Source organism: Winogradskyella damuponensis (assembly GCF_039538385.1).
Classification (GTDB): Bacteria; Bacteroidota; Bacteroidia; order Flavobacteriales; family Flavobacteriaceae; genus Winogradskyella; species Winogradskyella damuponensis.
This window is the reverse complement of record NZ_BAABCB010000018.1, coordinates 91,203-105,707: the sequence shown is the minus strand read 5'-3', so window position 1 is coordinate 105,707 and position 14,505 is coordinate 91,203. Positions and strand designations below refer to the sequence as shown.

Sequence of the window (14,505 nt, the reverse complement as noted above, 5' to 3'; positions counted from 1 at the left end):
GTTTAGTTGGTTTGAATTTCTAAAGTGACTATAAAGCGATTGTTTTTTAAGATGGTTTTAAAGCTGAACTTATCTGGGTACAATAATTCTAATCGTTTTTCTAAGTTTTGAAGTCCAATTCCAGACCCACTTTTATCATCTGTCTTCTTTGGAAAATTATCGTTTTCTATAGAAAATAAAACCGTATTATCATCACAAGTCATGTTAATATCAATACTACTAGTTTGAGATGCAGAAACACCATGTTTAAATGCATTTTCGATTAGTGAAATAAATAATAACGGCGCTATTTGAATGCCTGTTTCTTTGATAGGAAAACTATAACTCACAGTTGTTTTGTCTGACACCCTTAACTTCATTAGATCGATATACTTTTTAAGAAAATCAATTTCTTTAGTAAGCGGAATGGACTCTACATTGGTTTCATACAGCATATAGCGCATCAATTTGCTTAAACTATGTATAGACGATTTGGCTTGGTCTGGGGAAATATCGACTAATGAATAAATATTATTTAAAGAGTTAAAGAAGAAATGCGGTTGCAATTGGTAGTGTAAATGCTGTAATTCTGACTTTAATTTTATATTGGTTGCCTCTTTGCGTTCTGCTTCTGTTTTACTCCAACGTTTTGTTGTTTTTAAAGCAATTGAAAACAACAGTGGCGCCATATAAGACAAGATTTGTATATAGATGGCCATTTTAAATGGTGGTGCAACTCTGTTCTTGTTTTCAAGTCGTTTTTTTATGATTTGTTGAAAGAAGTTATCTTCAATATATTCTTTTAAAAACAAGAAGAAGGCAATTAATGCTGCGTTTATAAGTATAAACTGCAGCATTTTTTTAGGAAACAAAAAGCGATCTACTAAGACAAAGTAATTGAAGTAGAAGATTATGGTAGAAAAGAACAAGGGAATCCAAAAATGTGCTTTTACTCTATCTAACTCTTGTTCTTGGCCATACGACAACAAGTAAGGTAAACTAAATAGTGTTAACCAAACTAGTAGATGTGTAAGGATTGTAATTGTTTTATTCTTGTACATGATTTATTATTCGTAACGTAAAGCTGTTATTGGATCTAAAGCTGATGCTTTTCGTGCAGGATACCATCCAAAAAAGATACCAGTTACCGCACAAACGGCAAACGAAATCACAATGGAATACAGTGCCACGCTTGTAGGCCAATTTAAGAATTTTTCTATGAACACAGTTGCTCCAAGTCCTAATAATACTCCTAAAACACCACCTGTGATGCTAATTAAAATGGCTTCGATTAAAAACTGCATTAAAATGTCGGAGCCCTTGCCTCCTACTGCCATACGTAATCCAATCTCTTTAGTACGTTCTTTTACAGAAACATACATAATGTTCATGATGCCAATTCCGCCAATTAATAGTGAGATGCTAGCGACTGCCACGAGGAGAATGGTTAACATTTCGCTGGTAGAACTAAAGGTAGAAATTAATTCTTCCATAGAACGTACATGAAAATCATCCTCTTCAGTATCCATTAGTCTGTGTTGTTCGCGTAAAATTTGAGAGACTTCTATCACCGCATTTGGCGCTTCTTCTTCGCTTACCGCAGATGCCATAATTTGATTTAAATGCGTGATAGCCAAAATACGCTTTTGTACTGTGGTGTATGGTGCAATAACCACATCATCCTGATCTTGTCCAAAGGTGTTCTCCCCTTTTTCTTCTAACACACCAATCACTTTAAATGGAATATTATTAAAACGAATCATTTGCCCAATAGGATCTTGACCGTCTGTAAACACATTATCAACGACGGTCTGGCCAATTAAAGCCACTTTAGCAGCCGTTTGTACTTCAGCATCTGTAAACATACTTCCGCTTTGTAAGTCGACAACTTTAATTTTTAAATACTCCGGATTTACTCCATAAATAGAAGAAGGCCAGTTGTTAGAGCCGTTAATAACTTGACCTTTACCTTCTACTACAGGTGTACTGTAGCTCAACAGTGAAGCCTGTTTTTTTATCGCTTGATAATCACTTAATGTGAGTGATTCCATAACACTTGCTTCTTGTCTTACTCCACCTCGCGTATCTGCTCCTGCTTTGATGGTAATCATATTAGAACCCATAGCGGAAATAGTAGTACGGATACTTTCTTTAGAGCCTTCACCTATGGCTAACATGGCAATTACAGAGGCTACACCAATGATGATGCCTAACATGGTTAGCAAGGTTCTTGTTTTATTAAGAACAATAGCTTTTGTAGCGATTTTAAATAGATTTAATAGTCTCATCTGTTTAGATTTATTATTTTTTAAAGGTCAAATGGAATACCACAATTACATATAAGTTTATATTGGAATTTTGATATGGCATTTCCTAATTAATGGTCTTGTTTGGGTAGTTTAGCCAATTCATTTGCTGCAGATTGTATATTATCATTGTTATAATCTTGCATAATGTCTCCGTCTTTTAATACAATAGTTCTGCTACTAAACGTGGCGATATCAGGTTCGTGCGTTACGAATGTGATGGTAATACCTTGTTTGTTTAATTCTTGAAATAAAGACATGATCTCGTACGAAGTTCGTGTATCTAAGTTTCCTGTAGCCTCATCGGCTAATATCATTACGGGATTGTTAACCAACGATCTGGCAATGGCCACACGCTGTTGTTGTCCTCCTGAAAGCTGCGAAGGTGTATGGTGCAATCGTTCACCCAAACCAACCATCTCCAAGGCTTTGATTGCTCGTTCCCTTCGCTCTTCAGAAGTTACTTTACTATTGTATAATAAGGGTAATTCAACATTTTCAATAGCCGATGTTCTAGCTAATAAATTATAAGATTGAAAAATGAATCCAATCTTTTCGTTTCTAATGGTTGCTAATTCATTTCTGCTGAGATCTTTTACACGGACCCCATCAATTTCATAAGTTCCAGAGGTGGGTTGATCTAAACAACCTAAGATGTTAAGCATGGTACTTTTACCAGAACCACTCGATCCCATGATGGTTACAAATTCCCCTTCTTTGATATCAAACGAAATACCTTTTAAGGCATGAACCGTTTCGGTTCCCATGGTAAATTCTCGTTTTAAATCTTCAATTTTTATGATTGCTTTACTCATGATTCTTTATTTTTTCTTGCCTCCTGGACGTTGTGGTATAAAAGGACTTGTACTTTTTTTAGTTGTACTAGCTTCAGATTTTGACACACCTTTTAAGCTATACACTAGTTTTTCACCTTCTGAAATTCCGCTTAAAATTTGAACATTAACACCATCACTGACACCAAGAATTACTGGTTTAGGAGTTATAGCTCCGTTGCCTTCTAATACCCAAAGCGTAGTTTCATCTCTAGGGTATTCTGCTGTATTCCCCTCTAATTGATGTTGTAGATTATAGGTATTTAGAACTTCTCTTTCAGGATCAAAGTTGACGGCTTTAGCTTCTGCCGTTAATACATCACTTAATTCTAAAGTGTAAATTGAGATGGTTGCTGTTAATCCTGGTTTTAGTTTTAGTTCTGGGTTATGTGCTTTAATAACAACAGTATAAGTTACAACATTTGAAGTAACAGTTGGGTCTAATCGTACTTGAGTAACTTCACCTTCAAAGGTCTCACCTATGTAAGCATCTACAGTAAATTCTACACGTTGACCTTCTTTAACTTGCCCTATATCTGCTTCATCAACATCGGCTTCCACTTGCATTTCTTTTAGGTCTTGTGCAATGGTGAATAAGGTTGGGGTGCTTAAACTTGCCGCTACGGTCTGCCCTTCGTCAATCGCTCTCGATAATACGACTCCGTCTATAGGAGAATAAATATTGGCGTATTCTAAATTGGTTCTTGCCTGTTGTAAATCAGAATAACGTTGTGTTACTGTTCCTTTTGCTGTTTGATAATTGTATTCGGCATCATCAAAATCGGATTTGCTTATGACTTGATTATCGTATAAGGTTTTCTGTCTGTCGTAAATTGTCTTCGTGTAGTTTCTTTGGCTTACAGCATTGTCATAAGCTGCTTGTGCTTGAGTTTTAGCTGCATTGAGATTGGTTTTATCCAATTCGGCAATCAATTGACCTTCCGTTACCACACTGTTATAGTCTACATATATTTTTTCTACAACACCAGATACTTGTGTCCCTACTTCGACCTGTGTAATAGGCTCTATAGTTCCTGTTGCAGTCACCATTGTGGTGACGTCTGCTTTTTTTGCTACTATTGTTTTCGCTTCAATAATCATAGCATCGTCTCCCTTTAGAAAAGCGTAGCTTGCAAAGGCTATTACTATAACAACTATGCTGGTTATGATTATGGTTTTTTTATTTTTTTTCATGATGGTTATATTTAAAGTTTGATAGTGTTTCCTTGATAAAATTGTAATAATTGATGGTATAAAATGCTTAAGTATTTCGCTTGTAAATAGTTTTGCTGCGCATTGGTATATGTGTTTTGACTAATCACTAAATCGGTAGTACTTAAGCCACCTAATTCGTATTTCTTCTGCGCTAGATTATAAGATTGTTCTGCCGCTGCTTTAGAGGCTTCGGCTGCTATAAGTTGCTCTTGTGCAGATACGGCGTTTTGGTAAGCCGTCTCCACTTTTTTATACACTTCTTTTTCGGTTTGTTGTTGATTAATCTGTGCTTTCTCTATATTAATCTGTGCCGATTGTACTGCTGCTTTAGTCTGATTTCTATTAAAGATGGGAATGTTTAAAGACAGTCCGATACGCTGATTAAAATTGACATTAAACTGATCTGAGAAGTTATTATCATTTATGCTGGTATATCCAGAACCTAAACTGCTCACCAGCGATAAGGTTGGTAAATACGCTCCTTTGGCAATGTCTAACTCTTTTTCACTAAGCTGTATTCCTATTTTACTAGCATTAATTTCTGGTAAAATACCAAGTGCTTTATTGTAAATTGCCAGTTTATCGAGCTCTAAGGCTATATAGTTATCATTGTCACCTAAGGTTTCAATTTCTATATCTTGTGTTGGGTCTAACTCTAATAATTGTTTTAAGGCGATAATATATTGCTGATAAGTGTTTTTAGCCGTAATAACAGCGTATTTATTCGTTGCGGCTTGGCTCTGTGCTTCAGTGTAATCACTTAAAGCAATAGTACCAGCATCTAATCTTGCTTTGGCACGTTCTAGTTCTTTTTCTGAAGCTAATACGTTATTTTCTGCTATTGTAATACCTTCTTTAGCATATAGAATTTGTAAATAATTTTCTAAGACGCTTAAGATGATGTTGTTTTTGGTTTCTTCTTTTAGAAACACACTTTGATTCACTAATAATGCATTTTGCGCAATTTGATTATTAATCTGATTGCCTTGGAACAAGGTTACAGAGCTATTAAGGCTAACGTTAGTACTGTAAATTTGCTCAGAAACAAAATCACTAGTAATTGGATCAATAGAATTTCCGTTTGAAAATGTTTCGGATGCAGAACCATATAGGTTGGGTAGTCTAGATGATTTTGCCTTGCTAAAATTTACAGCTGCTTGTTCGTAATTTAAAGCCGCATCTTTAATAGTGATGTTGTTTTCTAAAGCATACTGAAGACATTCTTCTAATGTCCATAGTTTTGATGGTTCAGAATTGCTGTCTTGCGATAAGGTAACTTGAGTTACTAATAGCATTATGATGATAAAAAACTGTTTCATTTTTAGGTGTATTTAATTTTACACTACAAATATGAAACGATATCCTATCCTAATATAAAGCGATAGACGTTTGCACTGATTCACTATACGAATTGTAGGATTGTATCGATGAGATTTTTGGCCATATTAAGACATCGTGAATAGCGGTTCTGTTAACTGTTTAAAACGCACAGCAACGAAACCATTAACTGACACTACTTTTTTTGAAAGGAATTTTAACATCTCTCGACAAACGCAAAACCAACTGATTAACAACAATATGCAGTTCACCATTTTTTTTTAGGCTATCTTGGTGTTTTCGCTTTTAATATCGTCAGGTTGGACGAATATTTCCAAGGCTATTTAAATTCAATTTTAAAATATTCTGAGAATTATGAGCTTTTTAAAGTGTAAGCTTAGAGCCTCTTTATACTGAATATTGATAAAATAAGACTTTGTATTAGTCTTTTGCCTTTTAAATAAATTAATAACATAACGATACTCACATGAAACAACCCATAGTCATTGCTCAAGTAAGCAGCTTAGAAAATAAGCAACCAGAACACGCTCTAGTTAACGGATTAGATTTAGTCATTGTAAAATTTGATGAAGCTATTTCTGTACTCTACGGCAGATGTTTACACAGAGGAGCGCTAATGTCTGATGGTTATGTAGATGGAGATAATCTAATTTGTGGAGTTCACGGATGGGATTATCGTGTAGATTCAGGAGTTTCAGAGTATAATAATAAAGAGGTGCTTCATAAGTTTTCAACTAAAGTTGAAGGAGATGATTTACTTGTAGACGCCTTTGAGATTGATGCCTTTTTAGTAAGTAATCCCCAACCTTTTAATCGTGATACGTATTTAGGAGCATACGCAGACACACATCCAGAAGAGACAGAGCCTTACACGGGCTATATAAAAGAATTGGCTCAAAATGGTTTAAAAAACATAGGACATCATGGATTTTCTGCCTCTATGGGAGTGGATAGAACCACGCTTCCTCAATGGAACGATATTCAGTTTCTACCAGCGCAATTAGCTTCGAGACCTTTATTAGATCATGAAGCTGTTGCGACTAAAGTGGTAATTGGCCCTAAAGCAAAAAAGCCCTTAGAATTAGATATACCACTTTTTGTAAGTGATATGAGTTTTGGTGCTTTATCTCGTGAAGCTAAAATTGCACTATCTAAAGGAGCTGAATTGGCAGGAACAGGCATTTGCTCTGGTGAAGGAGGTATGTTACCAGAAGAGCAAGCGAGTAACTCCAAGTATTTTTACGAATTAGCTTCGGCACAATTTGGTTTTTCTTGGGACAAATTAGACCATGTACAAGCTTTTCACTTTAAAGCAGGTCAAGGTGCAAAAACAGGAACAGGTGGTCATTTACCAGGTACTAAAGTTAGTAAAGAAATTGCTGAAGTTAGAGGCTTAAAAGAAGGCGAAACAGCCATTTCACCAGCTGCAAACCCAAACTTTCATACTGTTGAAGACTTTAGAGTATTTGCCGAAAAAGTAAGAACACATACAGGCGGGATTCCTATTGGATTTAAACTGGCTGCAAGTCATATTGAAAAAGATATCCAGTTTGCACTCGACGTTGGTGTGGATTATATTATTTTGGATGGTCGTGGTGGCGGAACAGGCTCTGCACCTACTATTTTAAGAGATCATATTAATGTGCCAACTATTCCTGCCTTAGCTAGAGCGCGAGCTTATATGGATAAAGTTGGAGCAACAGATGTTACTTTAATCATTACAGGAGGTTTACGAGTAGCCGAAGATTTTGCAAAAGCGATGATGCTTGGTGCAGATGCTATTGCAGTATCTAACTCGGCCTTACAAGCTATTGGTTGTTTAGGGATGCGTGCTTGTGGAAGTAATAACTGTCCTGTTGGTATTGCTACTCAAAAAGAATCTTTACGTAGCAGATTGCTTATTGATGCTTCAGCAAAGCAATTACAAAATTACTTTGAAGCAAGTAACGATTTAATAAAAGTTGTGGCACGCGCTTGTGGTTATAATGATATCTCTAAATTTAATCAAGAAGACCTTTCAACTTACGATAACGATATACATCAACTTACAGGAATTAATTACGCAGGAATAAAATAATATACTATGGAAAAACAAATGCATTTAGCAGCACAATACTTAGCTGCGGCTGGAATTAGTTTTCTAGAAAAGGAATCAGACGACAGTCATACAAACTTAGGTTTTAACATTGAAAATGGATGTCTTTGTACGCATACACTTTCAGACAAAGGAGATCAATTATGTTTGAATTATGAGACCTTTTCCTTAGAATGGAAATCTAATAAAGGAACCACAACGTTTGAGTTAGATGGAGCTATGCATGCCGAAGTTTTAAATTGGCTAGAAGACACGTCTAAAGCCCATTTAAATAAAACTTATAATTATGAGTTTCACTACGATTTACCTTATGCAATAAACCATTCTTTTACGTTTGAATTATTAGATTCCGACCAATTAGACGCACTCAAAAACCTACGTGTTTTAGCACAATTAGCCCTTGAAAAGATTGACAGGATTTATGGTCTTGATGCTTCTATAAGAGTGTGGCCACATCATTTTGATACCGGAATTTATAGTGCACTACCTAATTCTGATATCACTATTGGATTAGGTTTAGCTATTCCTGACACAATTAGTAATAAGCATTATTTATATATCTCTGGATATAAAAATGGTGGTAAAATAGAGACGTCTCAATTACCAAAATTAGAATTTGGAGAATGGAAATCTGGTGACTTTATTGGCGCAATTCTTAAGGCAGATACTATTGTAGAATCTGAAGGTGTTGCCTTTTTTGAAGCAGCTATTACTCAACTAAAAAATAGCTAAAGCCATACTGTAAATAGGTTTTGGAATATAAAAATAGTATCATAAGCTATTACTTTTGGTAAGAGTAATAGCTATATTTATAAATAGGTTTAAATTATAAGGTATCTAGTTATGAGTGCTAAATCAAAAGAGAAAGCAGAAGATCAATATTTAATGGAAGAGTTACATATTGACAAAGAAGCCTTAAAAAAATTGAAAAAGAAACTGTCAAAAATTTCACCACGCTCAGAAAGAGGTGTTGAAACCTTGTTTCGGTTATTGTCTAGAAACCAGTACACCTTAAATACAATGATAGACACCAAATCCAATATTTTAATCTCTATAAATGCCTTAATTCTTTCATTAATATTAGGTACTGTTATGAGTCAGTTAGATACCGATCCTCATCTCATTTATCCTGTAGTCATGATTTTGATTACAAACCTCGCCTCTATCACATTTGCCATTTTTGCAACACGACCAGAATTAGTACATGGAAAAGCAGAAACAAACAACTTAATGTTTTATGGCAACTTTCAAGATATGGAAGAGGATGAATATGTAAACAGTATAACAAATCTAATGAATGAAGGAGACGAATTATATAGAACTATTGCAAAAGATACTTACCATTTAGGAAAAACGATAGACCGTAAGTTTAAGTTGCTTCGTAAATCGTTTAATATCTTTTTAATAGGCATTATTTTATCTGTAATTGCATTTATAGCTTGTCATACCTTATTTAGCTCACTAATGTCATAAGAGCTACTTTACTTGCATAAAAAAACCTGTTATACACTTCCGCCTTATGCTCTTTTTAAGCTATTTTTAAAGACTATAACTCCTTATTATTTAGTTGGTTTATTGAACTTTCGTACATAAAATAGACCCTATTATCAATACATTTTTTCTTATTATCAATACATTTTTTATCTCAATGTTTAAACCTTTGTTAAAAAAAGAATGAACGTTCATTTTTAATGTATATTTGTATCAGAATTAAAACACGATGGCAAAACTTCAAAAAAGTATAGATAAACGTAATGCACTTGTTAAAGCAACTATAGAGTTGGTTAACAATAATGGGTTTCATGCAACGCCTATGAGCAAAATTGCTAAAATGGCAAATGTATCACCAGCAACTATTTATTTATATTTTGAAAACAAACAAGATTTAGTGAATCAAACATACATAGATGTGAAGGCAGAATACACCAAGTATGCATTTGCTAATTATGATCCCACTATGCCTATTGAAGAAGGATTTAAAATGATTTGGAAACGTATTGCAGATTTTAAACTGAACGAAAGTGAACATGCCATGTTTTTAGCACAGTGTGATAATACTCCAATGATTGACGAGGAAAGTAGACAAGAAGGTATTAAGCACTTACAGCCTCTACTCGATCTATGGGAACGTGGTAAAAAAGAAGGGGTTATAAAACCGCTTTCAGATTATTTATTGTATGCTTATGCTATCAACCCTTTATCGTTTTTAATGATGACTCAAAAACGAGGCGCATTTACATTAGATAAAACACATTTAGAAGAAGCTTATCAATCTGCTTGGAGCAGTATAAAAATGTGTCAATAAGATGAAAAAGACAGCAATCATATTAGGTGCATCTGGTTTAACGGGTGGTTTTGTACTTCAAAAATTAATTGAAGACGAGCGTTACGACACTATAAAATTGTTTTCACGCTCTAAAATTGAAGGTCTACCTGATAAAGTCCAACAGTTTATTAGTGATCTTTTAGAGCTCAACCAATTTAAAACTGATTTTACAGCAGACGAAGTGTATTGCTGTATTGGTACCACAGCGAAAAAGACACCAGACAAAACGCTTTATAAAAAAATAGATTTCGGAATTCCGGTTGCGGCTGCAAAGCTTTCAAAAGAAAATAACATCTCTACATTTTTAGTCATTTCAGCAATGGGAGCGAATAAAAATAGCACGGTGTTTTACAACAAGACCAAAGGCGAAATGGAAAACAGCGTCTTAAAGCAGCAGATTAAAAATACATATGTTTTAAGACCATCTTTAATTGGTGGTGATAGACAAGAAACTCGATTATTAGAAAAAATAGGATTGGTGATCTTCAAAGTCATTCAGCCCTTATTTATCGGTAAACTAAAAAAGTATAAAATAGTGAATGCAGAGACCATAGCGCAAGCTATGATAGGCTTAGCTAATACTAAATATTCAGAAGTGATTATCACTTCAGAACACATAAACAAATTAGGAAACAACGCTTAAAAAGAAAATAGAATTATGGAATTATTAGATAAATTAAATTGGAGATACGCTGCAAAAGCAATGAATGGTGACACTGTTCCTGATGAAAAACTTCAAAATATTTTAGAAGCAGCACGTTTGGCTCCTACATCAAGTGGTTTACAACCTTTTGAAATTATTGTTATTGAAAACAAGGAATTAAAAGAACAGATTAAACCAGTCGCTTGGAATCAATCGGTAATTACAGACTGCTCTCACCTACTCGTCTTTGCGGCTTGGGATACTTATACCGAGGAACGTATAAATTACATGTTCGATTTAACCAATGATATTCGTGGTTTTAAAAATGAAGGTTGGGAAAATTATAGACAAATGTTATTGAGCTCTTATCCACAGAAAGATGCTGAAGAGAACTTTAACCACGCTGCAAAACAGGCTTATATTGCATTCTCACAAGCTTTAGCAGCAGCGGCTTTTGAAGGTGTAGACGCCACTCCTATTGAAGGTTTTGATCCAGATGCTGTAGATAAAATTCTTGGATTACGCGAAAAAGGATTACGCAGTGCTGTTTTAATGCCTATTGGTTATAGAAAAGAAAATGAAGATTGGTTAGTAAATCTAGTTAAGGTAAGAAAACCTATGGAAGATTTAGTAACTGTAATGAAGTAAAAAACAAAACATTATGATTAAGACCATTTTATTAAATAGTAGACCTGAAGGGAAACCCTCTGTATCTAATTTTGAATTTAAAACTGAAGATATAGAACTAACAATTAAAGAGGGAGAACTGCTCTTAGAGACAGAATATGTATCGGTTGACCCGTATTTAAGAGGACGTATGAGTAATGCTAAATCATACGTACCACCTTTTGAATTAAACCAACCTGTACAATCCGGAGTTATTGCTAAAGTTAGCTCATCTAAAAACGATAATTTTAAAGAAGGAGATTATGTTTCTGGTATGCTTAGTTGGAAAACACTACAAGTATCTAATGGTGAAGGCTTAAATAAAGTAGATCCTTCTAAAGCTCCATTAAGTGCTTATTTAGGAATTCTAGGTATGACAGGCTTAACAGCTTATTGCGGATTAACAGAAATAGGACAACCAAAAAAAGGCGAAACTTTAGTGGTTTCTGGTGCTGCTGGTGCTGTAGGATCTGTTGTAGGACAAATAGGTAAAATATTAGGCCTAAGAGTTATTGGAATTGCAGGTTCAGATGAAAAAATTGAGCTCTTAAAATCGAAATTTGGTTTCGATGCTGGTATTAATTACAACACTACTAAAGATATGACAGCGGCTATCGCTGAAGCGGCTCCTAACGGAGTGGATATCTATTTTGATAATGTAGGTGGCCCTATTTCAGATGCTGTATTAGTTAATATTAACCGATTGGCCAGAATTATAGTTTGTGGTGCTATTTCGGTTTATAATAATACAGAAGCACCAAAAAGTTTAAGCGTACAACCGTTCTTAGTAAAAAACAGTGCCTTAATGCAAGGGTTTATTGTTTCTAATTATGCTGAGAAATTTCCGGAAGCAATGACACAATTAACGTCTTGGTTAGCAGAAGGTAAACTCACCTATTCTGAAACCATAGTTGAAGGTTTTGATAATATACCTCAAGCTTTTATTGACTTATTTGAAGGTAAGAATAAAGGAAAAATGGTTGTTAAAATTTAAGACAATACTGCTCTCTAATCGTCCTATTTAGAGTGTATACTATCTAAAGGAATATTGAGCGTGGTTGTATAACAAGAATTAATAATTAAAAAGAAAAGAAGATGAATAATTTTGAATTTAAAAATCCTACCAAAATCATATTTGGTAAAGACACTATAGAAAAACTAGAAAACGAAATCCCTAAAGACGCCAAAGTACTAATGCTTTATGGTGGTGGAAGCATTAAAAAAAATGGTATTTACGACCAAGTAAAAACGGCTTTAGCTAAAGTAGAGGTTATTGAGTTTGGAGGCATTCCTGCAAATCCAGAATACGCTAAATTAATGGAGGCTTTAAAAGTTATTAAAGACGAAAACATTACGTACTTATTAGCCGTTGGTGGTGGATCTGTAATTGATGGAACAAAGTTTTTATCAGCTGCAGCTTTGTATGAAGGTGATACACCTTGGGATATTTTAACCCAAAATATCAGAACTGAAAAAGGAATGCCTTTCGGAACCGTTTTAACGCTTCCTGCTACAGGGTCTGAAATGAATTCTGGTGCTGTAATCACAAGAGCAGAAACAAAAGAGAAACGTACCATGGGAGGACCTGGTTTATTTCCTGAGTTCTCCATATTAGATCCTCAAGTGATAGCATCGATTCCAGAGCGTCAATTAGCTAATGGATTAATGGATTCATTTACCCATGTTTTAGAACAATACATGACGTATCCTATTGGTGCGTTGCTACAAGATCGTTTCGCTGAAAGCATTTTACAAACCATCATTGAGGTGGCACCGAAAGTATTGAAAGATCCAACAGATTATAAAGCAGCCTCTAACTTTATGTGGAGTTGTACTATGGCCTTAAACGGATTAATTCAAAAAGGTGTACCAAATGATTGGGCTGTTCATGCGATGGGACACGAGTTAACAGCGTTATTTGGTATTGATCATGCGCGTACTTTAGCCATAATCGCACCAAGCCATTACAAGTTTAATTTTGAAGCAAAGAAAGAAAAATTAGCACAATACGCAGAGCGCGTTTGGAATATTACGGAAGGTAGTACCGACGATAAAGCCTATGCAGCCATTGAAAGAACAACAGCTTTTTTCCATGAATTAGGTATCGACACCAAATTATCAGATTATACAGACGATTACGAAGGTACAGCTGAAGAAATAGCAAAACGTTTTACCGATCGTGGTTGGAAAACATTAGGCGAGCACCAGACTTTATCTCCAGATAAGGTAGAGAAAATTGTAAAAATGGCATATTAATTTAAACTGAAGGTCTGTTCAATTGATTTTGAGACCAGATTTTAAAGCAAGCATACCTTCTGAAACCGTTTCAGAAGTACAAAAAAATTAAAAAAGAAAAGAAATGAACGTATTATTCGTATTAACATCTCACGATAAATTAGGAGATACAGGAAAGAAAACAGGATTTTGGGTTGAAGAATTCGCAAGTCCATATTACACCTTATTAGATAAAGGAGCAACTATTACTATTGCGACACCAAAAGGTGGTGCTGCACCAATAGATCCAAGTAGCGATTCGCCAGATGCAGCAACCGAGGCTACTGAGCGCTTTAACAAAGATGCCCAAGCCAAAGATAAAATTGCAAACACTAAAGTATTAGCAGATATGAATCCAGATGATTTTGATGCTGTATTTTATCCAGGTGGTCATGGTCCTTTATGGGATTTAACCAATGATGCTAATTCAGTGGCATTGATTGAAAAGTTTGATCGTCAAGAAAAACCAATTGCTTTTGTATGTCATGCACCAGCTGTATTAAAAGATGTAAAAAATGAAGACGGAACAGCATTGGTAAAAGGTAAGAAAGTAACTGGTTTTTCAAATTTAGAAGAAGCAGCTGTGGGCTTAACTGAAGTTGTACCATTACTATTAGAAGATATGCTTATTGAAAATGGAGCACATTATTCTAATGCTGATAAATGGGCAGCTTATGCTGTGCAAGACGGCAACCTTATTACAGGGCAAAACCCTGCATCTTCAACTTTGGTTGCAGAGAAATTAATAGAAGCGCTTAAAAAGGCGTAGTATAATGATTTGATTTTGATTTGATTGATAGCGAGAGAGCCTGTATAACATAATGTATGCA

14 protein-coding genes are annotated in these 14,505 nt (G+C 34.9%); 9 read left to right on the top strand and 5 right to left on the bottom strand.

Features of this window, described 5'->3' with window-relative positions; translation table 11 throughout:
* Nucleotides 1-2 precede the first annotated feature (2 nt).
* The 5 genes from ABD730_RS09100 to ABD730_RS09080 all read right to left on the bottom strand — a co-directional run bounded on the left by ABD730_RS09100 (nucleotide 3) and on the right by ABD730_RS09080 (nucleotide 5,652).
* Entirely contained in the window at nucleotides 3-1,040 is a 1,038-nt protein-coding gene (locus ABD730_RS09100) for a sensor histidine kinase (protein WP_334469071.1), read from the bottom strand.
* A gap of 6 nt (nucleotides 1,041-1,046) precedes the next feature.
* The gene (locus tag ABD730_RS09095) at nucleotides 1,047-2,267 is read right to left on the bottom strand and encodes an ABC transporter permease (protein ID WP_334469068.1); all 1,221 of its coding nucleotides are present in this window, start codon (nucleotides 2,265-2,267) and stop codon (nucleotides 1,047-1,049) included.
* 89 nt (nucleotides 2,268-2,356) lie between these two features.
* On the bottom strand, nucleotides 2,357-3,100 hold the full coding sequence (locus tag ABD730_RS09090; RefSeq protein WP_334469066.1) for an ABC transporter ATP-binding protein: 744 nt from the start codon (nucleotides 3,098-3,100) through the stop codon (nucleotides 2,357-2,359).
* A gap of 6 nt (nucleotides 3,101-3,106) precedes the next feature.
* Complete coding sequence (locus ABD730_RS09085; RefSeq protein WP_344714076.1) at nucleotides 3,107-4,312, bottom strand: efflux RND transporter periplasmic adaptor subunit; 1,206 nt, start codon at nucleotides 4,310-4,312, stop codon at nucleotides 3,107-3,109.
* 11 nt (nucleotides 4,313-4,323) lie between these two features.
* Nucleotides 4,324-5,652: a TolC family protein gene (locus tag ABD730_RS09080; RefSeq protein WP_344714074.1), complete on the bottom strand. Its 1,329-nt coding sequence runs from the start codon at nucleotides 5,650-5,652 to the stop codon at nucleotides 4,324-4,326.
* Between the two features lie 485 nt (nucleotides 5,653-6,137).
* Here ABD730_RS09080 and ABD730_RS09075 point away from each other — a divergent pair, with 485 nt between their 5' ends.
* From ABD730_RS09075 to ABD730_RS09035, 9 genes are all read left to right on the top strand, one after another.
* Nucleotides 6,138-7,748, top strand: a complete 1,611-nt coding sequence (locus tag ABD730_RS09075; RefSeq protein WP_344714072.1) for a glutamate synthase-related protein — start codon at nucleotides 6,138-6,140, stop codon at nucleotides 7,746-7,748.
* 6 nt (nucleotides 7,749-7,754) lie between these two features.
* The gene (locus ABD730_RS09070) at nucleotides 7,755-8,498 is read left to right on the top strand and encodes a hypothetical protein (RefSeq protein WP_344714070.1); all 744 of its coding nucleotides are present in this window, start codon (nucleotides 7,755-7,757) and stop codon (nucleotides 8,496-8,498) included.
* A 111-nt stretch (nucleotides 8,499-8,609) separates the two neighbouring features.
* Nucleotides 8,610-9,239 carry a Pycsar system effector family protein gene (locus ABD730_RS09065; RefSeq protein WP_334469055.1) on the top strand — a complete coding sequence of 210 codons (630 nt, stop codon included), beginning with the start codon at nucleotides 8,610-8,612 and terminating at the stop codon, nucleotides 9,237-9,239.
* Between the two features lie 247 nt (nucleotides 9,240-9,486).
* A complete protein-coding gene (locus ABD730_RS09060) occupies nucleotides 9,487-10,071 on the top strand; it encodes a TetR/AcrR family transcriptional regulator (RefSeq protein ID WP_334469053.1) in 585 nt (194 codons plus the stop codon).
* 1 nt (nucleotide 10,072) lies between these two features.
* Nucleotides 10,073-10,735 (top strand): Rossmann-fold NAD(P)-binding domain-containing protein, encoded by a 663-nt coding sequence (locus tag ABD730_RS09055; protein ID WP_344714067.1) that lies wholly within the window; start codon nucleotides 10,073-10,075, stop codon nucleotides 10,733-10,735.
* 15 nt (nucleotides 10,736-10,750) lie between these two features.
* Nucleotides 10,751-11,383, top strand: coding sequence for an NAD(P)H-dependent oxidoreductase (locus ABD730_RS09050; RefSeq protein WP_215925612.1), 633 nt, complete (start codon nucleotides 10,751-10,753; stop codon nucleotides 11,381-11,383).
* Nucleotides 11,384-11,396: 13 nt separating this feature from the next.
* Nucleotides 11,397-12,395, top strand: coding sequence for an NADP-dependent oxidoreductase (locus tag ABD730_RS09045; protein ID WP_344714065.1), 999 nt, complete (start codon nucleotides 11,397-11,399; stop codon nucleotides 12,393-12,395).
* Between the two features lie 101 nt (nucleotides 12,396-12,496).
* Nucleotides 12,497-13,657 carry an iron-containing alcohol dehydrogenase gene (locus ABD730_RS09040; protein ID WP_344714063.1) on the top strand — a complete coding sequence of 387 codons (1,161 nt, stop codon included), beginning with the start codon at nucleotides 12,497-12,499 and terminating at the stop codon, nucleotides 13,655-13,657.
* 103 nt (nucleotides 13,658-13,760) lie between these two features.
* The gene (locus ABD730_RS09035) at nucleotides 13,761-14,444 is read left to right on the top strand and encodes a type 1 glutamine amidotransferase domain-containing protein (protein ID WP_334469043.1); all 684 of its coding nucleotides are present in this window, start codon (nucleotides 13,761-13,763) and stop codon (nucleotides 14,442-14,444) included.
* Nucleotides 14,445-14,505 lie beyond the last annotated feature (61 nt).

Excerpts from the sequence above, each read along its gene's own strand:
- ABD730_RS09100 (WP_334469071.1), bottom strand. The coding sequence starts at position 1,040 with ATGTACAAGAATAAAACAATTACAATCCTTACACATCTACTAGTTTGG.
- ABD730_RS09095 (WP_334469068.1), bottom strand. The coding sequence starts at position 2,267 with ATGAGACTATTAAATCTATTTAAAATCGCTACAAAAGCTATTGTTCTT.
- ABD730_RS09090 (WP_334469066.1), bottom strand. The coding sequence starts at position 3,100 with ATGAGTAAAGCAATCATAAAAATTGAAGATTTAAAACGAGAATTTACC.
- ABD730_RS09085 (WP_344714076.1), bottom strand. The coding sequence starts at position 4,312 with ATGAAAAAAAATAAAAAAACCATAATCATAACCAGCATAGTTGTTATA.
- ABD730_RS09080 (WP_344714074.1), bottom strand. The coding sequence starts at position 5,652 with ATGAAACAGTTTTTTATCATCATAATGCTATTAGTAACTCAAGTTACC.
- ABD730_RS09075 (WP_344714072.1), top strand. The coding sequence starts at position 6,138 with ATGAAACAACCCATAGTCATTGCTCAAGTAAGCAGCTTAGAAAATAAG.
- ABD730_RS09070 (WP_344714070.1), top strand. The coding sequence starts at position 7,755 with ATGGAAAAACAAATGCATTTAGCAGCACAATACTTAGCTGCGGCTGGA.
- ABD730_RS09065 (WP_334469055.1), top strand. The coding sequence starts at position 8,610 with ATGAGTGCTAAATCAAAAGAGAAAGCAGAAGATCAATATTTAATGGAA.
- ABD730_RS09060 (WP_334469053.1), top strand. The coding sequence starts at position 9,487 with ATGGCAAAACTTCAAAAAAGTATAGATAAACGTAATGCACTTGTTAAA.
- ABD730_RS09055 (WP_344714067.1), top strand. The coding sequence starts at position 10,073 with ATGAAAAAGACAGCAATCATATTAGGTGCATCTGGTTTAACGGGTGGT.
- ABD730_RS09050 (WP_215925612.1), top strand. The coding sequence starts at position 10,751 with ATGGAATTATTAGATAAATTAAATTGGAGATACGCTGCAAAAGCAATG.
- ABD730_RS09045 (WP_344714065.1), top strand. The coding sequence starts at position 11,397 with ATGATTAAGACCATTTTATTAAATAGTAGACCTGAAGGGAAACCCTCT.
- ABD730_RS09040 (WP_344714063.1), top strand. The coding sequence starts at position 12,497 with ATGAATAATTTTGAATTTAAAAATCCTACCAAAATCATATTTGGTAAA.
- ABD730_RS09035 (WP_334469043.1), top strand. The coding sequence starts at position 13,761 with ATGAACGTATTATTCGTATTAACATCTCACGATAAATTAGGAGATACA.